General features: G+C 39.4%; 15 protein-coding genes and 2 riboswitches. Of the genes, 3 read left to right on the forward strand and 12 right to left on the reverse strand.

Going from position 1 to position 24,796, the window contains the following annotated elements; translation table 11 throughout:
• Window positions 1-370: 370 nt before the first annotated feature.
• The 10 genes from ptsG to ACSU6B_RS26720 all read right to left on the reverse strand — a co-directional run bounded on the left by ptsG (window position 371) and on the right by ACSU6B_RS26720 (window position 15,495).
• On the reverse strand, window positions 371-2,446 hold the full coding sequence (ptsG, locus tag ACSU6B_RS26675; protein ID WP_410889424.1) for a glucose-specific PTS transporter subunit IIBC: 2,076 nt from the start codon (window positions 2,444-2,446) through the stop codon (window positions 371-373).
• 191 nt (window positions 2,447-2,637) lie between these two features.
• Complete coding sequence (gene glcT / locus ACSU6B_RS26680) at window positions 2,638-3,480, reverse strand: glucose PTS transporter transcription antiterminator GlcT (protein ID WP_214998310.1); 843 nt, start codon at window positions 3,478-3,480, stop codon at window positions 2,638-2,640.
• A gap of 174 nt (window positions 3,481-3,654) precedes the next feature.
• Window positions 3,655-4,983 carry an NCS2 family permease gene (locus ACSU6B_RS26685; protein WP_088085133.1) on the reverse strand — a complete coding sequence of 443 codons (1,329 nt, stop codon included), beginning with the start codon at window positions 4,981-4,983 and terminating at the stop codon, window positions 3,655-3,657.
• A 112-nt stretch (window positions 4,984-5,095) separates the two neighbouring features.
• Window positions 5,096-5,197: riboswitch (purine riboswitch) on the reverse strand.
• Between the two features lie 151 nt (window positions 5,198-5,348).
• Window positions 5,349-6,869, reverse strand: a complete 1,521-nt coding sequence (gene guaA, locus ACSU6B_RS26690) for a glutamine-hydrolyzing GMP synthase (RefSeq protein WP_410889440.1) — start codon at window positions 6,867-6,869, stop codon at window positions 5,349-5,351.
• Between the two features lie 148 nt (window positions 6,870-7,017).
• A riboswitch (purine riboswitch) is annotated at window positions 7,018-7,120 on the reverse strand.
• Window positions 7,121-7,207: 87 nt separating this feature from the next.
• The gene (locus tag ACSU6B_RS26695; protein ID WP_410889425.1) at window positions 7,208-9,427 is read right to left on the reverse strand and encodes a transglutaminase TgpA family protein; all 2,220 of its coding nucleotides are present in this window, start codon (window positions 9,425-9,427) and stop codon (window positions 7,208-7,210) included.
• Window positions 9,420-10,643, reverse strand: a complete 1,224-nt coding sequence (locus tag ACSU6B_RS26700; RefSeq protein ID WP_410889426.1) for a DUF58 domain-containing protein — start codon at window positions 10,641-10,643, stop codon at window positions 9,420-9,422. Before ACSU6B_RS26700 ends, ACSU6B_RS26695 begins: the two co-directional genes overlap by 8 nt.
• Window position 10,644: 1 nt before the next feature.
• Window positions 10,645-11,601, reverse strand: coding sequence for an AAA family ATPase (locus ACSU6B_RS26705; protein WP_410889427.1), 957 nt, complete (start codon window positions 11,599-11,601; stop codon window positions 10,645-10,647).
• A 236-nt stretch (window positions 11,602-11,837) separates the two neighbouring features.
• Entirely contained in the window at window positions 11,838-12,806 is a 969-nt protein-coding gene (locus ACSU6B_RS26710) for a carbohydrate kinase family protein (RefSeq protein ID WP_410889441.1), read from the reverse strand.
• 59 nt (window positions 12,807-12,865) lie between these two features.
• On the reverse strand, window positions 12,866-14,278 hold the full coding sequence (locus ACSU6B_RS26715; protein WP_410889428.1) for an MFS transporter: 1,413 nt from the start codon (window positions 14,276-14,278) through the stop codon (window positions 12,866-12,868).
• A 155-nt stretch (window positions 14,279-14,433) separates the two neighbouring features.
• Entirely contained in the window at window positions 14,434-15,495 is a 1,062-nt protein-coding gene (locus ACSU6B_RS26720) for an NAD(P)-dependent alcohol dehydrogenase (protein WP_410889429.1), read from the reverse strand.
• Window positions 15,496-15,688: 193 nt separating this feature from the next.
• Here ACSU6B_RS26720 and ACSU6B_RS26725 point away from each other — a divergent pair, with 193 nt between their 5' ends.
• Window positions 15,689-18,223: a tetratricopeptide repeat protein gene (locus ACSU6B_RS26725; protein WP_410889430.1), complete on the forward strand. Its 2,535-nt coding sequence runs from the start codon at window positions 15,689-15,691 to the stop codon at window positions 18,221-18,223.
• A 314-nt stretch (window positions 18,224-18,537) separates the two neighbouring features.
• Here ACSU6B_RS26725 and ACSU6B_RS26730 read toward each other — a convergent pair whose 3' ends face one another.
• Window positions 18,538-19,245, reverse strand: a complete 708-nt coding sequence (locus tag ACSU6B_RS26730; protein ID WP_410889431.1) for a hypothetical protein — start codon at window positions 19,243-19,245, stop codon at window positions 18,538-18,540.
• 155 nt (window positions 19,246-19,400) lie between these two features.
• A complete protein-coding gene (locus ACSU6B_RS26735; RefSeq protein WP_410889432.1) occupies window positions 19,401-19,904 on the reverse strand; it encodes a DUF6241 domain-containing protein in 504 nt (167 codons plus the stop codon).
• A 345-nt stretch (window positions 19,905-20,249) separates the two neighbouring features.
• Here ACSU6B_RS26735 and ACSU6B_RS26740 point away from each other — a divergent pair, with 345 nt between their 5' ends.
• On the forward strand, window positions 20,250-21,452 hold the full coding sequence (locus ACSU6B_RS26740; protein ID WP_410889433.1) for a macrolide family glycosyltransferase: 1,203 nt from the start codon (window positions 20,250-20,252) through the stop codon (window positions 21,450-21,452).
• Window positions 21,453-22,854: 1,402 nt separating this feature from the next.
• A complete protein-coding gene (locus tag ACSU6B_RS26745; RefSeq protein WP_410889434.1) occupies window positions 22,855-24,783 on the forward strand; it encodes an outer membrane protein assembly factor BamB family protein in 1,929 nt (642 codons plus the stop codon).
• Window positions 24,784-24,796: the final 13 nt, after the last annotated feature.

The raw sequence follows: 24,796 nt of genomic DNA on the forward strand, positions 1-24,796 counted from the left end.
GTCCTGAGCCAGGATCAAACTCTCCAAGAAAGTTGATTAGCTCATTTTGTTACGTTGACTTAGTTTCTTAATTGAAACTAAAAATTTTTGTTTGTTTGCACGATTTTGTTTGTTTAGTTTTCAAAGAACAATCTCGTTACTTCGTTTGAAGCAACTTTATAACTATAACATTTCAGCAATTCGTTGTCAACCAATTTATCAAATGTTTTTCAACACCAACAAGTTGTTAACTCGTCAATAACGACTGCTTTAATATAATACCACCTAGATTAGACAACGTCAATAAAAATTTCAAATGAATTTACCTATATCAACTTTCTTCTATTAATAAGTATAAAAGCCGATCCAAACATTTGGACCGGCTCTCAATTTACTTAGTAATCTTAATGATACCTTCTTGCTTCAACTCCACTTGACCTTGCTTATTAATAACAATTTTTTCACCTTCAGCTAAGTTCGTGAAGACAATCGGTGTGATTGTGGATGTTGCGTGTTCTTTAATGTAGTTTAAATCTACTTTCAATAAAGGCTGTCCTTGTTCGACAATGTCATTTTCTGACACTAATGTCTCAAATCCTTGGCCTTTTAAATTAACAGTATCAATACCCACATGAATTAGTATTTCACGACCAGTATCAGATAAAATACCGATTGCATGTTTTGTTGGGAATAGGTTTACGATTTTTCCATTGACAGGTGAAACAATCATTCCTTCTGCCGGTACAATTGCAAATCCATCGCCCATCATTTTCCCAGCAAACACCTGATCCGGCACTTCAGTAATCGGCTTGATTTCCCCTTTTAGCGGTGCTGCAAATACTTCATTTTCACGTGCTTTTTGAAGTGCATCTGAATTAGTGGCCTCGTTCTGTTTTTCTGCACCTTTTTCTGGTGTAGCAACAGAAGTCGTACGAGGTCGCTTACCTGACATGATATCTTTCATTTGTCCTTTGATTGTTTCAGAACGTGGTCCAAAAATCGCTTGAATGTTATTACCTACTTCAAGGACACCTGCCGCACCAAGTTTTTTCAATTGGGCTTTATCAACGTTTTTACTATCATTAACCGATACACGAAGACGTGTAATACAAGCGTCTAAATGAGCAATATTTTCCTTACCACCCATTGCATCTAAAATATTAGCAGCTAAATCACCTTTGCCTGCTTTGCCTGCCGGTACTTGGCTCTCATCTTCTTCTTCTAATTCACGACCTGGTGTTTTTAAATTCCATTTGCGGATCGCAAATCGGAAACCGAAGTAATAAATCAATGCAAAAACAAGACCTACAGGTATAACAATCCACGCATTTGTTTGTGGGTTGATTAAACCGAATAGAACATAGTCAATTAATCCACCAGAGAATGTCATCCCGATTTTTACATTTAACAAGTGCATTGTCATAAAGGATAATCCCGCAAAAATTGCGTGGATTCCAAATAAAACTGGAGCAACAAACAAGAATGAGAATTCAATTGGTTCTGTAATACCTGTTAGGAAAGAAGTTAACGCCGCAGAAGCCATCAATCCCCCTACAATCGCTTTCTTTTCTGGTCGAGCCTCATGGTAAATGGCTAGTGCTGCTGCAGGAAGTCCAAACATCATAAACGGATATTTACCCGTTGTAAATGTACCTGCAGTTAAATGTTGTACATTATCTTTAATTTGTTCCATGAAAATACGTTGGTCACCACGTACAAGATCGCCAGCAGCATTTGTATAGCTGCCAAATTCATACCAGAATGGCGCATAGAAAATATGATGCAATCCAAATGGAATTAATGAACGTTCAATGACCCCAAAAATAAAGGCAGCAACAGTTCTGTTTGCATCAACCATGTTAGTGGAGAAAAGATTCAAGCCTGTTTGAATTGGAGGCCAAATAACAATCATTAGCAATCCTAAAAGAACAGTACTTGCAGCTGTTGCAATTGGAACGAATCGCTTACCAGCAAAGAATCCTAGATAGGATGGCAATTCTATTTCGAAGAATCTATTATACATATACGCGGCAATCAGACCGACGATGATACCTCCAAAAACTCCGGTTTGCAGTGTTGGAATCCCTAAAACTGACGCGTAACTTTGAGGATGCTTCGCAAGCGCATCTGCATCTATTCCTAAAGCAGTTCCCATGGTTGCATTCATAATCAGGAAACCTACAATCGCAGCAAGTCCAGCTACACCTTCTCCTCCAGCTAGTCCAATCGCTACCCCAACGGCAAATAATAACGACAGGTTACCAAATATAACACTACCCGCCTGTTCCATAATTTTCGCAACCATCGCAATCCCACTATTATCTAAGAATGGGGCGAGGTCAATTAATGTCGGGTTTTGAAGTGCATTACCAACTGCTAATAATATCCCGGCAGCAGGCAAAATCGCTACTGGTAGCATAAGTGCTTTACCGACTTTCTGTAAAACACCAAAAGCATTTTTAAACATAAAAAATACCTCCTAATTTTTTGTTCAGCTCATAAAGCGGTTACATTATCCACAAAAAATACAATAAAAAAGGCATGAGTAAAAAAATCCAATTGAACGAAACTATGGGTATAGATTACCCCATTAACTTCATTTCAATTAAACTTTTTACTCATGCCTGATCGAATCAGTAACACGTAAAAAAATAAGTGCTATTTAAATTTTTTTTGAAGTCGCTGCAAATGCATTGTTAAATATACTGCTTCTGCATCAAAGACTTTTAATTTTAATGATTGTTGCATCACTTTAATGAGCTTCCATGAGAGATTATAACATACCGGATATTCATCTTTCAATAGGGAAGCGATTTTTTCTGGTTCATCGACTTTTTCACCCTTAACTACTCTATCAATCGCAAAGCGAAGGTGACGAACAAGTCTCATATAATCGATTCCTTCTTTATCTATCTCTATTTCAAGCTGTTCTTCTACCATATCAACCAATCTGCTGACTAGTTGTGAATGTTGATTTACATCCGAAAGATTTTTATTTGTTAGCGCACTATGAATATGCAGGGCGATAAATCCTATTTCACCAATTGGAAGGCTAATTCCTGTCTTATCCTTAATAAGCTCCACGACATCTTTTGCCACTTCATACTCATCACGATAAAGCGCTTTCGTCTCCACTAAAAATGGATTTTTCAATTCCATCCCTTGCGAGATCCTCGTTAAAGCAAACATAAGATGGTCCGTTAACGCCACATGGATATGTTCATTTAACATTGAATTTGTTCGTTGCTTGATTAATTCAATGGAGGCTATGATTACCTCTAAGTATTCATTATCAATAAAAGGAAGCAATTTAATATAATTTTCTTGTTCCTTTTCATTTTTTAAGACAAAAAGTTTTTCCACTGAATCTGTTTCGATATAGTCCCCGCGCTTGCGATTAAAGCCAAGTCCTTTCCCAATCAAAACAACTTCTCCATAGGAAGGGTGTTCAGCAATTAAAACATTATTATTTAAAACCTTTTCTATCAGCAGTTCTGCCATACCCAATTCCCCATTTCTACCTTTTAACCTATTATTTACAGGATAAAAGAGAGAAAACAGGAAGTCAACGACAAAGTTCGACAGCTACATGAACTTACGACTAGTAATTTATTCAAATTTCATCCCTCTCAACCCAATAAAAAAGAACTGTGGCAGCCCACAGTTCCTTTTGACTTATTTTAAGAAAATGAAATATAGTACAAAGATTACAAAGAAGAAGTACATGACCGGGTGTATTTCTTTTGTTCTGCCCTTTACGATCATTGTAATTGGGTAGAAGATAAACCCAACAGCAATACCAGTGGCAATACTGTAAGTCAGTGGCATCGCAATCATCGTTAAGAATGCTGGAACAGCAATCTCAAAACGCTGCCAATCAATTTTCCCTAATGAAGATACCATTAATACCCCTACAATAATTAACGCAGGTGCCGTTACAGGTGCTGTAACAACCGATAATAATGGAAAGAAGAATAACGATAAGATAAAGAATCCGGCTGTTACTAAAGCTGCAAACCCAGTTCTCGCTCCAGAGGCAACCCCTGCAGATGACTCAATATAAGACGTTGTTGTGGATGTACCAAGTACTGCACCGACAGTTGTTGCAATCGAATCCGAAATTAACGCGCGTCCAGCTCGAGGCAGTTTATTGTCTTTCATGATTCCCGCTTGGTTCGCTACTGCGACAAGTGTACCAGCATTGTCAAAGAAATCAACAAACAAGAAAGTTAGAATAATTCCAAGCATTGCAGTTGTATAAAAAGAACTATCTCCAAACGAAGAGAAGGCTGCACCAAAGGTCGGCGCTAAACTTGGAACTGAATCGACTACTTTATGCGGCATATCAATTAAGTTAAAGATCATTCCGACGATTACTGTGATGACCATTCCATAAAATACGGCACCATTAATACCTCTTGTCATCATAATTACTGTAACAACGATCCCAAAAATAGCAAGCAAAGTAGGTCCTGCTGTCAAATCGCCTAAACCAACAAGTGTTGCATCATTATTGACCACAATACCAGCATTTTGTAATCCGATAAAGGTAATGAATAAGCCAATCCCCGCACCAACCGCGTGTTTTAAATCAACTGGAATGGCGTTAATAATTTTTTCTCGCAGGCCAGTGAGCGTTAATAAGAAGAAAAACACACCTGAGATAAGGACTGCGCCAAGGGCATGCTGCCAAGGAATCCCGCTTCCTAATACAACTGTATAAGCAAAGAACGCATTCAAGCCCATTCCCGGGGCTAGTGCTAGTGGATACTTTCCAAGAAGTCCCATGACAATCGATCCTATCGCTGATGCGAGGGCTGTTGCCACAAATACGGCACCATAATCCATTCGTAAAGCATCAGGATAATCCTTTATTGATGCTAATGATAATGTTAACGGGTTAACAACTAGTATATAAGCCATCGCTAAGAAGGTGGTCAGTCCACCAATAAACTCGCGGCGATAATTTGTACCGTGTTTCTCAAACTCAAAATACTTCTGCATTTATTTTCCCCCTATGAATCTTTTCTTTATTATGCAAAAAAAAGCTCCGGCATATTCTACCGGAGCGTGACTTTAGGCATGTGCAAAAATAGAGGAAAGGAAGCTAGCCTCTTTATTAATGACACTGCCTCGTAGTCAAGCCATTTACGGTGGCTCGGTAGAAACTTTTGGGCCATATCCCCAAGATTATACGATGCAATTATTATATTCTCTTAACTCGTTTTTTATTTTAGCAGGAAAAAAATATCTTGTAAACAAAAAATACGAACGATTTTAAAATTAAAATTGAAATCGTTCGTGAATATTTCACTCCTAAAGAAATAAGAACCAGGACTATAGTCCCGGTTCTTACGCTATCGCTTTTCTTATTCCCACTCAATCGTTGCTGGCGGTTTGCTGGTAATGTCGTACACTACCCGGTTCACATGCGCTACTTCGTTAACAATACGCGTTGAAATTACTTCAAGGACATCCCACGGAATCCTTGCCCAATCGGATGTCATCCCGTCAATCGAAGTAACCGCTCGAATACCGATGGTATAATCGTAAGTTCTAGCATCACCCATTACTCCGACACTGCGAATGTCTGGAAGTACGGTGAAATACTGCCATATTTCTCGGTCAAGCCCAGCTTTTTTAATTTCCTCACGAAGGATCCAATCCGAGTCCCGAACGATTTCAAGTTTATCATCTGAAATAGCTCCTAAGACACGAATCCCTAGACCTGGGCCAGGGAAAGGCTGTCTCCAGACGATATCATCCGGAATGCCAAGCTCTGTTCCAAGCGCACGGACTTCATCTTTAAACAAGGTGCTTAATGGTTCAATTAAAGTAAACTGCATATCTTCTGGAAGGCCGCCTACATTGTGATGTGATTTAATCGTCTGTGCCGTAGCTGTACCACTTTCAATGATATCGGTATAAAGCGTTCCTTGGGCTAAAAACTCGATGCCCTTAAGCTTTGTTGCTTCATCATCAAATACATAGATAAACTCATTGCCGATGATTTTCCGTTTCTTCTCTGGGTCAGAAACGCCTTCCAACTTCGATAGGAAACGTTCTTTAGCATCGACCTTGATTACATTCATATGGAAGCCTTCAGAGAAAGTCTTCATCACACTTTCTGCTTCATTTTTACGGAGAAGACCATGGTCCACAAAAATACAAGTTAGTTGGTCACCAATAGCTTTATGAATTAACACGGCAACAACGGAAGAGTCAACCCCGCCGCTTAAGGCACAAAGCACCTTTTTATCGCCAACCTGTTCGCGAATCTTCGCCATCTCGATTTCAATGTAATTCCCCATTGACCAATCGCCAGTGCTTTTACAAACGTTGAAAACAAAATTCCTAAGCAATTCATTCCCATAAACAGAATGACGTACTTCCGGATGAAACTGAACAGCGTAAAGCTTTCGTTCTTCATCACTCATTGCTGAAATCGGGCAGTGCGGGTTTGTTCCGTCAACAGTGAAACCTGCAGGGGCTTCTACCACAAGGTCGCCATGGCTCATCCACACGGTTTGCTCTTTAGGCAGGCCGCTAAATAGCGCTGATTCATGCTGCACCGTCATGGTTGCTTTTCCGTATTCACGCTGGTTTGCTTTTTCAACCTTCCCATTGAAATGGACAGTCATTAATTGCATCCCGTAACAAATTCCGAGGATTGGCAGACCCATTTCAAATATTTCTTCATCACATCGGAAGGAATTTTCATCGTACACACTGTTTGGTCCGCCGGAAAAAATAATCCCTGTTGGGTTTAATTGGCGAATTTCTTCTGCTGTAATCGTGTGCGGATGCAGTTCACTGTATACCCCGAACTCGCGGATCCTGCGAGTAATTAGCTGGTTATATTGACTCCCAAAATCTAATACAATAATCATTTCATGCTTTCCTGGCAAAGCATTCACCCCAATTTTCTAAAGATATAGTTATTATTAACCATAACAACAAATGATATAAAAAAAACTAGAATTCTCCCTCCATTTAAATATCAGGAAGGCAGAATTCTAGTTTTCTTGCAAAGTGCTCACAGAAAAATCCTGCCTTCATAGTCAGGTCATTATACGGTGACCCGGTAGAGACTCTCGAACCTTATTTTCGAGGATATATGAAGGAAACGTACATATTTTGAAAAGCGCACACCCATTTTGCGAATTCCGCTAATAACTTACGCTAGACATTGAATAGTACATATTGTAACAATAGGTCGTTTTTCTGGTCAAGCAATTGTTTTTTTGATTAAATTTTCCCACAATTCATGCGATTCTTCCCAAGTTCCCTTTGGCAGGTTTTGATGATACACATAATTTTCATAAATAGCTGTCAATCGGGACATCTCTCTCGTCGAAAAGAACGAATCAATATAACGGGCATAGTTCCTCAGTGTTTGGTTCTCCTTCCGCTTTAAACCGTAGCGATCGAACTGTTCTAATAAAGCCAGGTAGGCAGTCCCGAAACTTTCGTCCTTTTTCTTGAACCGATAAACCGCTAACAGCAAGTACGGAACCCACTTCCCACGGATCAGATAAAGAATCGTAGATACTCCTGCTAAGAGTATGAATATAAGGACCATCCGCTTCCAATTATTTTTCAAAAGCAATTTAAAATCAGTCCATATTCTTTTGATATCAGAGAATTGATTCGAATCCTTTGACGCCTTCGTATCATCAAGATTTTCCTGTTGAGGCTTTTTCACAGTTGGTGTGCTGGTTTGCGGATTAGATGATGATGTCGCTTTTGATTCATAATTGATGATGATTTCATTTGAAAAGCCCTTTGTCGGCTCAAATGGGACCCAGCCTTGATTCGGAAAAAAGACCTCCACCCAGGAGTGGGCATTATTATTTGTTACTTCATAAACCTGTACCCCTGAAGCCTCATCACTATATTGGAGAAAATCTCCGCCCGTAAACCCTTTGACCCAGCGAGTGGGAATCCCCAGTGTTCGAAGCATAACTGCCATGGATGAGGAGAAATTATCGCAATAACCCCTTTTTGTATCAAATAAAAACTGATCGACATAATCATCGTTGGTGTCAGGCACCGCAACATTTTTTTGGTCGTAGGTGTATTCCGCTTTTCCAAAATAACTTTCCACTGCCTTCGCTTTATCGAACCAATTCGATTTTGAGGCAGTAATTTCTTCTGCTAACTCTTTAACTCTTGGTGGCAGTTCCTCAGGCAGTCGGGTATACTTTTCATAAAATTCAGGGTTGATGCTCGTCGGATCAAAACTAGTTGTTTGCACTAAATCCTTTGCTTTATATTTGGGTGTTTCAAATTCAACTGTAAAGTCGCGAGGTACAACGGGAGCTTTGTTATCATTGTAAAAGCTGATTCTCTCATTTGTTGTATCGACCTCAAAGTCATTTCCAGCTGCATCAAGCGGCAGAATTTTTAACACTTTATTAATACCGGCAGGATACATAAGATAGTTATAATTATAACCTACATGGGTTAATACACGGGCAGTTTCCTTAATGGTCTCCACTGTTTTTGGCAATGAATAAACAGGGACCAAGTCTTCCTGACGGAAGGAAATGGGCGTTGTCCCAGATGTTAGCCAGCCTTTTCCTGTGTACACATCCTTCGTTTCCATCTTCCAATAATTTTTTCCGTTCGCTTCATAGTTAAAAACCGGGTTGTTGTCCCCTGTAAATGGACCGCCTAAAGCCGAATCATTCGTTCCGTACCCAATTCGATGAACACCATTTGGATTGCGTTCTGGAACTTTATCGTTATTAGCTGTTAAATAGGGAACAGGATCAGGCCATATCGGTTCAGCTTTTGGTGCTGCTATTCCAAGAAAAACACTTAATGCAATCATTCCTGCTAGCGGCACCATCCACTTTCGAAAGAAAGCTGGCTCAGTGTTTACATTCTCCCTCTGGATAATCCGGTTAAACGTCAGCATCCCCATCACCGCAAAACCAGCCACCACTGTTCTGACAATCGCCGCTTTTGCGCTATAAGGGGTAAACGTATCCAACACGGTAATATAAATCAATGTCATAAAATAAAAGATAAATATTCGCTTCCGGTTTAGGAGCCAATAATGAATTAAATAGACCATTAGCCAAAGCAGCACAAAGAATAATAGTGTCCGGAACACATTGGATAAGTCGTTCCAATCCCTTGCAGCGATCAAGCCAATATTATCGATCACATCCGTTAATAAGGACTTAACCCAGCCAAACTGAAAGAACCCTTCATCATAGTGGATGCGGTTGATAGAATATAAGATAAATATCATTTTAATCAGGTATTGCCAAATCCATTTTAGATGTAAAAAAGAGAGGGCAAACGAAATAATCAGGAAAATAATAAATGTTTCAATATGTTCCGTTTCCGTTAATTGTTCAACTGGACGAAGCCACTCCCATAATAATAGAAAACCAAACGTATATAACAGAAACGACGGATAATCCCTTTTAATCAAAAAAGTTCACCTCCGAAAAGGCTGCCTTGTGTTGACCTTCATGAACCATAACAATCCGCACCCCTCGTGCATTGGCCATTGCAATGAGTGATCTTTCGTTTTCTATTGGGGATTCTTTCTCCCCCTTTATTAGAAAAAGCGTAATGGTTTCTCCTTTTCGTTGTCCAAGAAAACTTGCTTTTTCAATCAAGGGTTTGGTTATCTGTGCAGTGACAAGCATAAATGAAACCGTTTGTTGGATAAACAGACCATCTGTATCTAACACCTTTTCAAAAGGTGAGATACATTTCGCTTCTATTTTTGCTAAATGATAAAAGAGTTGCTGGAGATGCCGTTCTCCGCCTCGGATCGGGAACGATGCCCGCTCGCTGCTAATCGTTAATAGGCCTGTCTGGGCTCCTCTTTTCAAAATGGCCCGCAGCAAGGAGGCGGTAAACGATACAACCGGCTCAAAGTGCTTATCCGGTACACAATCCATGACAACGAACACGTCGTGTGATTGCCGTTGCTCAAATTCCTTCGTCATTAGTACGTTTCGTTTCGCAGAGGCTTTCCAGTTAATCCACGAAAATCGGTCACCAGGCTGGTAGTCCCTTACTCCCGTAGCCATTGAGGTATCACGCTGCACACGTTCCCTTGATGCAGTCAGCCCTTGATCATAATGATTCTCGACTGGTCGATATAATAGCTCTGAATATGCTGGATAGACAATAACTTTCCCCTCTGCAACTAACCTTTTTTCTTTTTCGAATAAGCCTAGCGGGTCACCGATTCTTACGGTAAAGGACTGAAAAAAATGTTCACCGCGCGGCAGCTCTTCAATGATATATTCATAAGAAAATTCCTTTTTCAATCCCGGTAAAAGAAGTGCCTTTGGTTTCTTTTGCGGATTGGCAAATTTCAAGGAATCATCTAAGTTGTCCTCGACAAGTAAATAAAATAACGGAAAGGATTTTGACCTTTTTACTGTAACTGCCACCCTTAAAGATTCCCCCGCGTTGTAATCTAATTTTTGCAATGTTCTTGTGACTTCAAGTTCATTTAAGGAGTAGAAGGCTATGGCCACACAATAGATCGCAAAGGGTAAAAAGCTATAAAATAAAAACCAGCTGACAAAACCCCCTTGGAACATCGCGTAAGAAAAGGTTAATAGAATCAAAAAAAGTAACAGGATAAACTTCCACACTTTTTTGATTGGAATCCAGAGCTTTTTCATTCTATTTCACTAACCTTTGGACCGGTACAGGAACTCTTGCAACCACCTGGTTGACTATTTCTTCAGCAGTAATCCCTTCAAACTTTGCCTCTGATTTTAAAATGATCCGATGGGATAAGACAAAACGGGCCAAATATTGAATGTCATCAGGCAGGACATAATCATGTCCAAACATATACGCATAGGCCTGCGCTGCTTTCATTAAGGCAATTGAACCCCTTGGGCTTACCCCAAGGTAGACGCTGCCATGTCCCCTAGTGCGATTGACAATGTCGACAATGTAACGCTTAATCGTATCATCGACGAAGACATCTTTAATTTCTTTTTGTAAATCGAGGAGGCCTTCAAGGTCAATCACTGGCGTTAAATCCTCAATCGGCGGAACCCTTTGTGCTCGGTTCAACACTTCCATTTCCTCTTGTAAGTCCGGGTAACCCATTCTCATTTTTAATAAAAAACGGTCAAGTTGTGCCTCGGGAAGCGGATATGTCCCTTCATATTCGATTGGGTTTTGCGTTGCCATAACGAAAAATGGCTTGTTCAGTTGATGGGTTATTCCATCAATGGTTACACTCGCTTCCTCCATCCCTTCTAAGAGTGCCGACTGTGTCTTCGGGGATGTCCGGTTAATTTCATCGGCAAGAATGATGTTCCCCATTAACGGACCGGGACGAAATTGAAATTCCATTTCTTTTGGATTATATATGGAGACTCCGGTTACATCGGATGGCAATAGATCGGGTGTGAATTGAATTCTGCGGAAGTTGGCATTCACAGACTTTGCCAGGGCACGAACCATCATCGTTTTCCCGACACCTGGTACGTCTTCTAACAGCACATGGCCGCCTGCTAACAGGGCAACCAGACTAAGTTCAGCAACGTCTCTTTTTCCAATCATAACCTTTTCAATGTTTACGAGTATTTTTTCAATCACGGGATTTATTTGTTCAAGAGACAAGGTGACTCCTCCTTGGAAGTTTTGTATCTATTTTGGGCATTCATCTAAATATTCTATATGCTCCTAAAATATTCCTTTATAAATAGATACACAACATTCAAAACTAGGTAACTACTAGACGAGGTGATAAGTATCTATATTGATACCAAGAAATGAAAAAAGAGGCTTCTCATAATCACGATTACGAGAAGCCTCTTTCAAAGAGTAGAATATTTGTCATTTTTGTAAATTTACATTCAAACTTTAGAAATTTCTATCTCAATACCACTTGGCAATGCTTCAATAGCTCCTATTTTTGTACAAACAAGCGCTCCAACCTTATTTGCGAAAGACACGATGTCATGGAGCTTATCAAAATCATTACTAATAGTATTGATTTGTTCAGCTTCAGCAAATCTGTATAAGGCTGCTCCGACAAAAGCGTCACCTGCACCTGTAGAATCAATAGATGTAACCCGAATGCTGTTAACAATCTCATTTTTCTTTCCATTAGACAGCAATGTTCCTTTTTTACCAAGCGTAACCGCTATTATTTCCGCTCCCATTTCATGAAGGAGACTAACACCTTCTTCATGATCTTTAGTCTCTGTGATAATCTCCAATTCCTCATCACTTACCTTAACAAAATCACTTAAAGCAATTGCTTTTTTGGCAATTGTGACAAACTCATCGACTCTTCCCTTCCATAAATCGCCTCGATAGTTAGGGTCAAACGAAATAAATTGTCCCTCATCTTTAGCATTGGAAATAAGATTTAGGTAGGTGCTGCAAAATGGCTCAGATAACATAGCTGTCGCCGAACCAAAATGGAGAATCTTTGCATTCCTTATTTTATCTTGATCAATATCGTCTAAGGTCAAAAAAGCATCTGCTCCCCTATGGAATACAAAGTCCCGCTCTCCACTTTTCTTTAATGAAACAAAGGCTAAAGTGGTTGGTACTTTCTCATCCATGACAAGCATAGAGGTATCTACGTTTGCAGCGTCTAATGTTTGTTTCAAGAAATCCCCAAATGGATCCTTCCCTACTTTTCCGCTAAACGCTGCGTCCCCGCCTAATTTTGCAATGGCAGCTGCCACATTGGCCGGTGCACCACCAGCACTTTTTAAAAATTGACGTCCCTTTATTAAATCCATGTCAATATCCGTACAAAAGAAATCAATTAATAATTCTCCGACACAGACAACTGAAAGATTTCTAGTTATATTATTTTGCACATCTATCACACTCATTTACTAAATTTAAATTTTTATATAAAGAATAATTAATCTGGTTGTTTTGATCTTTGCTCCAAATCTGACATCATATTTTTATATTTTTTCTCTGTTAACGGATAGAAGCTTATGATTAATACAGCAAGTAAAATAAAAAGTCCTGGGATCAATGCATTCATATTTTTAATAGCATTTAGTGAAGTTACTGTCTGTTCTGCATTAGGTACATAGCCTGCTATCCCTAAATAAATAGCAGAGAACGACCCTGCGAGGGCAACTCCTAATTTATTAGTAAAACTCATGCTGGAAATAACCACGCCATCAGCCCGAACTCCAGTTTTCCATTCAGCATAATCTACACAATCGGCAATCATACCCCAAGCTAGCGTATTTAAAGGAGTGGTAAAAAAGCCCGAAGCAAATAACCAAAATAAAATTAACGTAACCGAAGAATATGGAGTAAAGTGCAGCCCGATGTACGAAATAAGAGATATAGCAGCTGAGATAATCATCACGTTCTTTCTACCCCATTTTTTTGAAAATACAGGGATAAATAAGTTACTGATTAACGCTGCCCCAAAAAATAAAACGGTTCCCCAAAACACTAATTCCTTTTGATGGATATTGTACGTAAAGTAGTACACCATGGTACTAAGTTTAATATTAAATCCAATAGCAAACGCCAAAAATGATGAGGCTAGAATTAACAAAGGCTTGTTCTTAAATAAAACAGATAACGTCATTTTAATTCCATGTTTCTCGCTCTTTTTGGGGACAATTCGCTCCCGTACTGTAAAAAAGCTAAAGAGGTTCAAAACGATACTTACCATCGCATAGACTAGAGCAGTCATCTGAAACCCAAGTTCTTGATTCTCCCCTCCAAATGCTGTTGCAAGTGGTGTTGCAAATGAAATGGATAGTAGGATTCCTATATAAACCAATATCATCCGAGTAGTTGTTAATACGGTTCGTTCTTGCACGTCATTAGTTATTCGCGCAGTTAAGCTGTTAACTGGAATCGTTTGCATACTAAAGGACACTCCTAGCAAAATATAGGTAACATACGCATAGATAATGTTTCCAGTCGGGCCAAAGTGAGGGTTGGTAAAACACAGGAAAGTAAATAACGCGAACGGAAGGGAGACCCATAATAAATATGGTCTTGCTTTCCCCCACCGTGTGTTGGTCTTATCTAAAATCATCCCCATGAATGGGTCAAAAATAGCATCTAAAATTCGTACGACAAGGAATAGAGTTGCAATCACCGCAGGGTGAATCCCACCGACATCCGTATAATAGAAAAGGAGATACGCGTTTACAAATTGGAAAACAATATTATACGACATATCACCAAGTCCGTATCCAAATCGTTCTAACCAGGATAAACCAGTACTAGTATTACTAGAGCGGGAACTATTTTTGCCTTTGGCCTTCAATCCTGCTAATTGTCCTGTTTCTATCATAGAATATCCCTCCAGAATCCGTTTTCAATATTAAGTTCATTGGAAGTATTCGATAAATGGAAATACTACACCAATCTTTTCAATCCTCTTCCTCTAAAAAATGGAAGGGGTAAGAAATAACCCCTGTTTCTCATACCATCTCCATTCGTTCAGTTTTAGTCATTCGGATAGACTATAATTTTTAAGCATTCATTTTTAAAATTAAGGGCTCGTTCCATCGCTTCACGCGTGTCTGCTAATGAATATCGATCCGTCACAAGATGCTTGGTGTCAACTATGCCAGAAGCAAGGAAGTTTATTCCTTTTGGATACGTGTTCGCATAACGAAAGATGCCATAAATATCAATCTCATTGTCCGCGATAAATGGTACATTTAGCGGGATTTCATTCTGGGAAGGCAATCCTACAATGGCAAGTTTCCCACCTCGACGAACGGAAGCCAGTGAGGATTGCAGCGCTGCTGGATTCCCGGCTGTTTCCCAAGCAACGTCAACGCCTCTGCCATTTGTAATGTTTTTGATTTCCTCCAGTGGATCCTGTTCCCGAATATTGATAACATGAGTTGCCCCCATTTTTTTTGCTGCTTCGAGCCGTAACGGCTCCAAATCGGTCACTATTATTGTGCCTGCCCCAAATGCTTTGGCTGCACCAACAGCCATTAAACCCACCGGTCCCATTCCCATAATTGCAATGGTTGATCCAGGTTGAAGTTTCGTTCTCATCGCTGCATGAATACCAACAGAAAAGGGTTCGATTAGGGCAGCATCTTCAAAGGAAAGAGTGTCCGGAATTGCGAAGACAAAGTCTTGCCGCATTTTTATATATTGTACAAATGCACCGTCAACTGGTGGCGTTGCCAAAAATTCTACATCTGGACAAAGGTTATAACGACCCTCTTTGCATGCTTCGCATTGTCCACAGGTTACACCTGGTTCAACTGCAACTCGATCACCGACTTTAAATCTATTAACAGCCGTTCCAACAGCAGCAATCTCACCCGAGCATTCATGGCCAAGGATGATCGGCTTCTCAACGATGTATTTCCCAATTCTACCGTGAGTATAATAATGTAAGTCCGACCCACAAATTCCAACGGCCATTACTTTAATTAAAACTTCATCGTGACCAATTTGCGGGACAGGCAATGATTCAATTGTAATTTCTCTTGTACTGTGCATAATTGCAGCTTTCATGTGTGTAGGTAGTGTGTTTTTCATTATAAAATTCCTTTCTTTTTGTAAGTGCATACATTTTATTTCCCTCTGTTATATTTTGATTTTACTTGCTAACCCAATGATCTAGTAGCTTTTTACACTGTATAAAAGTACAGCGGCACTGTACTTTCTAATTTTTCATATACAAAAAGAGAAGGATTGGTAAAATAACATAAAAGGAGGTGTGCAAGGCATTATGGCTGAACTTGAGGACCAGACAGATTTTGCGGAACTGTTATCATCTGGTATTAAGTCTTTAAAACTCCATCCTGACTTTAAGATCAGAAGGAAAAAAAATGAACTTAATACATCCGGACAATCTTACTTAGACAAAGTAGCTTACCAGCTTGGGGTCTCTTCTAACACTATTAAAAGCTGGATAGGGCAAATGGGCCCAAAATATATTCCCGGTCGAATTGACGATGGCAAACTATTTGGAATTATCTGGATTATAATCGAAAAGAGTGACAGGAATATACAGTGGTTTACAAAACTCCTTGAGACTACTTCCATACCTGTAATTAAACCTGCATTACCTATCTGGGTCGTTTCATGTCTAAAAAAAGCTAAAATCTTACGAAATAACGGGACATTCGGTGCACCGCTTGATGAAGACATTGAAAATGTAATTAATCGATTGTTTCCTGATACGCAAATAAGCAATACTATTACACCTAAAGAACAGCCAATGACGCATAACTTGCCAACTCGCTGGTCAGGGGGCTTCATCGGTAGGAGCTTTGACTTAGAAGCTATTCGTCAGTGGGTGCTTTCTCCTTCACCAGTATGTACAATTACTGGTTGGGCTGGCATGGGAAAAACGACCATCGCGCTTGAAGTAGCATATGGCTGTGTTGGGGGAAATCTCCAGGGGGATTCTGTTAATGTCGACGAAAATTGGCCAACCTTTAGGTGTATAATCTGGGTAAGCGCTGATTGGAAAGGGTTAACCTTTAGTGATTTCCTAAATACAATTGCCTATCAACTAGGACGCGTAGAACAAATAGATAAATCAATTAATGAAAAACGTTTTGTTGTCCGTAATGCATTGGCGAATTATTCTCGGCAAGAACCGGTATTGCTGATTGTAGACAGTATTGATACTGCCGAAAGTGATATTCACGATTTCATTACCAATCTCCCACAAGGTGTTAAAGTAATCCTAACCTCTCGTGAGAATTTGTATCAAAAATATCGGGAAGCCTTTCGAGAAATGGTTACCATTCAGCTGAAGGGTCTTGAAAAAACTGAAGCTTTTGATTTTTTTACTTATGAAGTACGCCGTCAATTACAAACTTGTAACTCTCCAGATAAGCGAGAAAAGATAGAACAGTTATTGAATATATCTCCTGAAATCCAGCACCAGTTATTTTTAGCGACTGCTGGTAACCCTAAAGCTATTGCACTCAGCATAGCCTATATTTCAGACGATGACATTCCTGCTCAACAACTTATTCAGGAATTAGGGAAAGCCGGCTACACATTGTTGGAAATGTTTGATTTCCTCTTTGGGCGTACATGGAAACGCTGTGATGAAGGTACCCGGCGTCTATGGCAGGTGCTATGTTTTTTCAGCAAACCTCCTGATGAAGAGAGCTGGGCTGCAGCCGCTGGATTAGATGTTCGAAATTATCATTATGCTGTTGAACAGATGCGGACCTTTGCCCTGATCCAACCAGAGCGGATAGAAGGGAAATTATATTTTCTTGGGCATCAAACCGTAGTGGCTTATGGCGAGCAGCACTTGTTAGAGAATCAAGACTTTGAAATGGAAGCACGCAGTCGATGGAGCCGATATTATATTCAGTACTTAGAAACCCATTTAAAACGGGAGCAGCTTAATTCTGTTTATTGGAGTTACCTGCTTGGTCGTGATTTGGATAAAATTAAGAAAGAATGGCCGAACATACTTAAAGTTATAAAGTGGGCAAGCCAAGTTCCAGATAAGGAGCTGCTAATTGATCTGGTAACACGTATAAGTCACTTTTTAAGCCGGATTAACTTGCCGCTCCGAATCGAGTACGGACTGAAAGCCGCTGATTACGCCTACCAATTGGATAAAAAAACGCATGAAGCTTTTCTTCGAATTGATACAGTAGGCTGGGCATTAATAGAAGTCAATGAATTGGATGAAGCCCTTCAACAAATTGAAGCCGGGCTTCAGATACTAGAGCATTTAGATTCTAATCACGCGGATGTTTTTGATTTAAAGGTTTGGGGACTTGCCTTAAAATCTAGACTGTTCTTAAAATCAAGCGATCCTGAAAAGGCAGAAGCAATTTTAAGAGAAGTCATAGATATATCCGCGACCCCTATTATCCAACATAGAGTTTTATTAGTTCGCGGGGACTTAAGCTTGTTGCGAAAAAATTATGAAGAGGCAATCAATTTATACGAAGCCGCTAATCGAATCAGCACAATGTATGGCGGTGAAAAAACGATTGAAGCATATTTTAATTTAGGTGTAGCTTATGTTAATTGCGACGAATTTGAAAAGGCAGAAGCAGCGTTTGATAATATTCTCTATCACAAAAATAATGCGAATCAGATTGAGCTAATTTATTATCATTATGGGATGGCCCAAATGTTTTCTAAGAAAGGCGATAATGAAAAAGCACTTCAATCAAATCAAATCGCTATTACCCTTATTGATTCGTGGGAACCAACCATCAGTATTCGAAAAGAAGTAGAACAATTTAATGATGTAATTGAAAGTAATTTACATAGTTAGCCGTGTTCGTTCAAGGCTTAAGGCTTGGAATTTAAATTTTAACAGCAAAACCACTACCTAAATTTAATTAGGAAGTGGTTTTTTAATAGAAGAAATAGTGGCATTTTGTCGCTCTATATACTCAGAATTTGTAGATATTTCCCGGGAATTTGTTGAAATTTGGAGGAATGTCCGTATCGTGTACCGATATAAGCGCATTAATGTCGGATTGAAGAACGATACACCAGCAGCCTCTATTAAAAACTCATATTTAATTCGTTATATCGCCGGGCGATACGATACAGGCAAGCAAAAAAAAAGCCTATACAGGCACCTTATTTTCGGAATATGGAGAAAAGCCTCTCCCATTTTTCTTTAGGTTTTTGTATCGCTTCTTCTAAACGTTTATTGAAATCATTTTGTGAACGCCATTCTTTTTCCAGTTCGTCCCGCATATTTTGTATTTCTTTTTGTAAAAATTCACTTTTTTGTATTTCTTGCTGCAGTAAAGTTTCGTAATGGTTATTTTGTTGTTCCGTTAATTTTTCAATTTTCGCATGAGTTTTTTGCGCTGAATTAGCAATACTGGAACTTATAGCATGGTGGTCTTGCTGGAGTCGGGAAACTGTTAGTTTAAGCTGGGACATATCGTTTGTCAGTTGGACATTCATTTCACGCGTGGCGGCAAGTTCATTGACCAAAACCTTTAAAATCTCTTTTAATTGATTAGGGTCTTGGGGTAAATTTTCATATGTATCGGGTACCGCTATTTCCGTTTCATTGAAATCTACTAATCTTTCCTTTTGTTGATACGCAAGGTCTTTAGCTGTATCGTCTAGGGGCTTATCCGTATCGCGTAGCGCTATAAGCGCTCCGATATCGGATTGAACAAAGATACGCCGATCGCCATCTTTTAAAAACTCATATCCATTCCGTTCTAAGATTTGGCCATACTTTCGAACAGTTGGTGTTGCAATCCCAACTTCTTCTGCCACTTCCTTGGATGAGAAAGCTCGTTCATTCGATTGTATATCACGTCGCATATCGAACCTCCTTTTCTATTAAATATGAAGGTTTATTGGTTCATTTGCAAGATATATCGCCCAGCGATACGAAACAAAAAAAAGAACAGATCAGCCCTTTTTTGATGCTATCTCGAAAACATCAAATTAAAAGCGCTCCAAATGAACGCTTCTTTCTACTCAACATCGAAATTCTCCTGTATAAATTCCATTTCCTCTTCAGGTGAGGCTATGCCATAAGCCTTTCCAACCGTGCCACCCTGCAGCGACCAAATGGCATTGTGGTTAATAACGACATGATCAAAATTGCCTTTATCCCAAGATCTTAATATATTTAAATATAAATCAGCATTTCCATATTTTTTCTTATTTGCTTCCACCACTTGTAATAATCTTTTAACCCGTTCAGGCGTTAATGGCAACGCACCCCATTTTTTTTTCGCTAATACCTTTTGATGTGACATATTATGTATGGCTTGCTGAACAGAGTTTTCACTCATGCTAAACGGAAATTCACGATCAACCTTATTATTTTGTTCATTTACTTGGACCACTTTTTCGCCACTAGGTGCTGTTCCTACCCTAACTGTGACATTTTCCTTATCAAGATATAAATAACCCCCAATTAATACCCCCGCGAGTACTACTGGGATCCATATTTTTTTATGTATTTTTTTCATAGTTTCTCCTGCTCCTCTAATGTGAAGGTCTGGAACATTGCTCCGTCCCTCCAAGATAGGCTTTAACTATAATAATTCAACATTTTCCCTTTACTTTCCTTTAAAACCTTTTAAAAGTCTCAATTACCGAATAAGCTTGGCGAACATCTTCAGGGGAAAAGGGAGCAATAACTTCAAACCCTTACCTATCTGTATGAAGAAGGAATGGCTCTAGGGGGTATTAGAAGTTTGAGATTTTTAAGTATTGTACTATGATAAGTTTAATTCCATTTTTTGAGTAGGCAAGTGTATGGGACATTGACCCTTACTCTTACACAATTTAGAATTACCTAAGGAGTGGTAGAAATGGCACGTGTTTTATTTATTAATGCCGGATCAGAAGGACATATCAATCCAACTATTGGAGTTGTGCATGAGCTTATTTCGCGCGGCGAAGAGGTAGTGTACTTTACGATAGAAGCTTTTCGAGAGCGAATAGAGAAAACGGGAGCCATTGTACGAACATTGGACGGTCAAAAATTTATAACAGCCTTTATCTCGGGTGGAAGAAATTATTTACATGAAAGAATTAACGGTCTTTTACGTACGGCAGATATTGTCATACCTAGCGTGCTTGAACAGATTGAAGGAGAACATTTTGATTACATCATCCATGATTCCATGTTTGGTTGTGGACGTTTACTTGCCCAAATCCTTAAGCTTCCGGCAATCAATTCTTGTACTTCCTTTGCGCAGACAAAGGAATCATTCGATCAAATGTTAGAACAGCTTTCTAAAAACATTCCTCCAGAAGTGTGTAAAGAAATAAACGATGAATATCAAAGCCTGACGGCAAGGTGTGCGGAAAAATATGATGTCGAGATCCATTCTCCTTACGAAGTCTTTTGTAATCCTGCCCCACTTACAATCGTTTACACAACTAGGGAGTTTCAACCTTTTGGAGAAGCATTCGACCAAACTTACAAATTTATAGGTCCATCCATCTCTACACGATTAATTCAAGAAAACTTTGACCTTACAGCAATCAAAGGAAAAAGACCAATTTATATTTCATTGGGTACTGTCTTTAACCAAGCCATTGATTTTTATAAGCTTTGTTTTGAAGCATTTGGAAATAGCAATCATACGGTTGTCATGTCGATCGGGAAACAAACCCCACTAATCGATTTAGGAGAGATTCCCCAAAACTTCATTGTAAAAAAATATGTTCCACAAACAGAAGTGTTAAAATACACTAAATTATTTATTACACATGGTGGAATGAATAGTACCCATGAAGGTCTCTATTACGGGGTTCCGCTCATTGTCATCCCACAAAGCGCGGATCAACCGATCATTGCCGGACAAGTTGCCAATATCGGTGCCGGTATTAAAATACAAATGGATGGCTTGACTACAAATCAACTACGTGAAGCCGCAGATCATGTGTTAAACACCCCATCTTTTCATAAGGCTGTTTCAAATATAAGGGAATCCTTTCAAAAATCGGGTGGATATCACCAAGCTGTTGATGAGATTTTTGAATTTAAAAGTCAATATGATATCTAAATATAAAAATTTCTCTGCTGCCATTGGCTTATTTTAGTGGTTACGGCAATTCCCTTTTTAATCATCCGGATATTTCACAAGATGTGGAAGATGAATTGGAATTCTTTAATAGTTACATGAAGGGTGAAGGTAGGTTTCAAGCAGCTGGAACGTACTAGAAACGCTAATTATAGACATATCCAGAGCTTCCTAAAAAAAGACTACCCCCCTTGTTTTTAGGAAGTAGTCTTTACTTCGGGCTTACCCATTTACCGCCAAATCGGATTAATGGAGAAGGGGCCAAGTGTGATAATCGTAAAATCATTTTTTTAAAAAGGGAATATTTAAATTCATTTGTTTAATATTTATAAATTATTTTGCGTACAAATAATAAAGTCGTTTAATTCATCTCTCAAAAATACCAAAGGAGATACTACTTAAAACCGTAGTATCTCCTCTTAAACTTCTTTTAGAGATTGAATATGAAGTGCATTTTTATTTGTTAATAGGCAACTGGACCCTGTTCCCTGTTTTATTAACATCATTGGCATCCTTGTTTTAAATAGGCAAGGAGAAATTGATTATCAGGAATAACTTCAATCAGTCCATTTATATATACATAAACTTCTTCCAATATGGCACCGGTTCCCTCAAAATATGGAACTAACCAAACGTTTGATTAAAACTGGTACCAGCCCTGGTAAATCAACGTTTTTCTCTGTAATTGGATAAAATACTTGTCGATAACTGGGGCAGCGAAGCCTTCTATTCACCTTATTTCCCTTTAAATTTACACCCTTCGACCAACTACAAACTAATCAAACGTTTAATTAAATAGGCTGAATAGCCTTCTCCCTCAACCTTTAACTCCCAAATCTAGAAAAAAGATTGTTGAATTTACACTACTCCAAAAAACTAACCAAACGTTTGATTAGTTAACCACGACTCCATATAAGTAAAGAGTTCTCAGCCTTTTCATAAAAAAATCTTTGTCGACGCAGTTCTATTATTCCTATATAAAAAATAAGAAACAAGTCGATATTTGGATTTCCTTAGGGAAACTCACATGCTTCGACACGTTTCCTGATCATTCCTTACTAACCAAACGTTTGATTAGTTGCGGGAAAAACCCTTTTAACAAAAGGATTTTTCCCCGGGAAATGGAGAAAAGAATGTCGAAATCCGCTCGACAAAACAAAAGGCGCAAAGCCCGTATAGCGGCGTATGGACTGGAGCAGTAAACCCCATTCCAACAAAATAAAGAAGTAGATTTTTCACCCTTTGTATAATTTAGGGATTTTGTAGGGCACCATATCATTGTTCTTATCAAAATTAGATCCTCTAAAGGAGGGAACAAACTGGTACATTTCATGATCAGTGATTCAATACATATTAAGATTTCATAATGTGAGGAGGAATTTTCGTGAGGCGTTACTTAAAGGCAACAGGTTCGTTTTTTTTGACCTGTATGATCCTTGTTGGCTGTCAAACGAATAATAAGCAGAACAATGCAAATAACAAGGAAGAAACCAAGAAATCCAACCAGGCAAATCAGGTAAAGGAGACAGGATTCCCAAATTGGGGTTATGACCTCCAACATACCCGACATGTGCCCTATAAAGAGATTACAAAAGATAATGTAAAAAAATTAGGGATTGTCTGGCAGCAGGATATCCTGGAATGGAATCAGGATATTCCTAATTTACAAGAGGATTTCCCTGTCGTTCAAAACGGGGTCATGTATGTGACGAGTGCAAAAAACCATGTGTTTGCAATCGATGCCGCAAGCGGAAAGAAAATTTGGGCATGGACACCTCCTAAGGAAGTACTTGACCATCTTGAAAGTTTGCCATGGCAGTCCAACGTGGCAAGCAGAGGTGTCGCGGTGGCCAATGGAAAGGTATATGTCTTGATGATTGACAATCGGCTGGCCAAACTTGATGCGAAAACCGGAAAACTGGAAAAAATGGTCAACTTCTGGGATCATGCTCCCTCCATTAAATTAGAAAACCGATACTATGAATCTTCGGCTCCCATGTATTATGACGGCAACATTTACGTTGGAAGCAGCGGCGGTGATAATGGCACTCGAGGTTTCGTTTGGGCATTTAAGGCTGATAGTCTCGAACCGCTCTGGAAAGAACCATTTTGGACCGTTCCTGAAAGAGGAACAGGCTGGGCGAAGGGGAAATACACGGGCGGAGGCTCCGTATGGACACCAATGTCGTTCGACCCAGATACCGATATAATGTATTTTGCAGTAGGGAATCCAGCCCCTGACTTTTACGATGCAGATCGAAAAGGGAAAAATCCATATACGGATTCCATCGTTGCTTTGGACAGTAAAACGGGGAAATTTAAGTGGGCCTCCTCCGAGGTTGATCACGATGTATGGGATTATGACGCTGCTGCGACACCGATGGTTCTCAATACCAAGGTCAGCGGGAAAAAACAGAAGATTGTGGTGGAAGGCGGAAAGAATGGGAAATGGTATGCATGGGATGCCAAAACAGGAAAAACCATTTATGATGGTGTACCATTTGTCAAAATTCAACATTCAACACCACCAAGCGATCAGAGTAAAGTGAAACTTCAATGGCCAGGGACGCCAGGTGGAGAAAGCTATGCCCCAGAGACGTATGATCCCGATACCAACTATGTGCTGATTCCAGGTATTAATAACCCGAATTTAATGTTAGCAGCAAAAGATCGAAAAGCGATTGCAAAAGATAACAATACCTTCCCTGGTACGAAGATACTTCCTTTACCAGAAGATATTGATCCTACTGGTAACATTACAGCTATTGACGTGAATACAGGTAAAAAGGTTTATCAAATCAAAACTGACGACCCGATGTATGGAGGATTAACAAGTACTGCTTCCGGCCTTGCTTTCTACGGGGAATTGGACGGAACGGTGAATGCTCTCGATATTAAAAAAGGAAAAGTATTATGGGGCATGAAAAGTGGAGGAAAACAAATTAAAATGGCCCCTTCCATTTATATGGTTGACGGCAAACAATATATTGGGGTGATTACTGGTGGAACGAGGGTAGTGGTTTATGGACTCGGTGGTAAGGAAAAGATCGCTGCCCCTAATAAAAATGCTAAATTACAAGGGCAAGCCGACGTTGTTATCGACCCGGAAAAGGTTTACAAAAAAAGTTGTATTTCTTGTCACGGAGATAATCTTCAGGGCGCAACTGCTCCAAATCTTCAACACATCGGTAAATCGATGACCAAAGAACAAATATTGAACCAAATCTTAAACGGCGGCGACCGCATGCCGGCGGGCCTCGCTAAAGGTGCAGAAGCTGAAGCACTAGCAGAATGGCTGTCCAAAAAGAAATGATGTGTTTTCTTGA

The organism is Neobacillus sp. C211, assembly GCF_051842875.1.
Classification (GTDB): domain Bacteria; phylum Bacillota; class Bacilli; order Bacillales; family Cytobacillaceae; genus Neobacillus.

Excerpts from the sequence above, each read along its gene's own strand:
- ACSU6B_RS26700 (WP_410889426.1), bottom strand. The coding sequence starts at position 10,643 with ATGAAAAAGCTCTGGATTCCAATCAAAAAAGTGTGGAAGTTTATCCTG.
- glcT (WP_214998310.1), bottom strand. The coding sequence starts at position 3,480 with ATGGCAGAACTGCTGATAGAAAAGGTTTTAAATAATAATGTTTTAATT.
- ACSU6B_RS26715 (WP_410889428.1), bottom strand. The coding sequence starts at position 14,278 with ATGATAGAAACAGGACAATTAGCAGGATTGAAGGCCAAAGGCAAAAAT.
- ACSU6B_RS26720 (WP_410889429.1), bottom strand. The coding sequence starts at position 15,495 with ATGAAAAACACACTACCTACACACATGAAAGCTGCAATTATGCACAGT.
- ACSU6B_RS26725 (WP_410889430.1), top strand. The coding sequence starts at position 15,689 with ATGGCTGAACTTGAGGACCAGACAGATTTTGCGGAACTGTTATCATCT.
- ptsG (WP_410889424.1), bottom strand. The coding sequence starts at position 2,446 with ATGTTTAAAAATGCTTTTGGTGTTTTACAGAAAGTCGGTAAAGCACTT.
- ACSU6B_RS26740 (WP_410889433.1), top strand. The coding sequence starts at position 20,250 with ATGGCACGTGTTTTATTTATTAATGCCGGATCAGAAGGACATATCAAT.
- ACSU6B_RS26730 (WP_410889431.1), bottom strand. The coding sequence starts at position 19,245 with ATGCGACGTGATATACAATCGAATGAACGAGCTTTCTCATCCAAGGAA.
- ACSU6B_RS26685 (WP_088085133.1), bottom strand. The coding sequence starts at position 4,983 with ATGCAGAAGTATTTTGAGTTTGAGAAACACGGTACAAATTATCGCCGC.
- guaA (WP_410889440.1), bottom strand. The coding sequence starts at position 6,869 with ATGATTATTGTATTAGATTTTGGGAGTCAATATAACCAGCTAATTACT.
- ACSU6B_RS26735 (WP_410889432.1), bottom strand. The coding sequence starts at position 19,904 with ATGAAAAAAATACATAAAAAAATATGGATCCCAGTAGTACTCGCGGGG.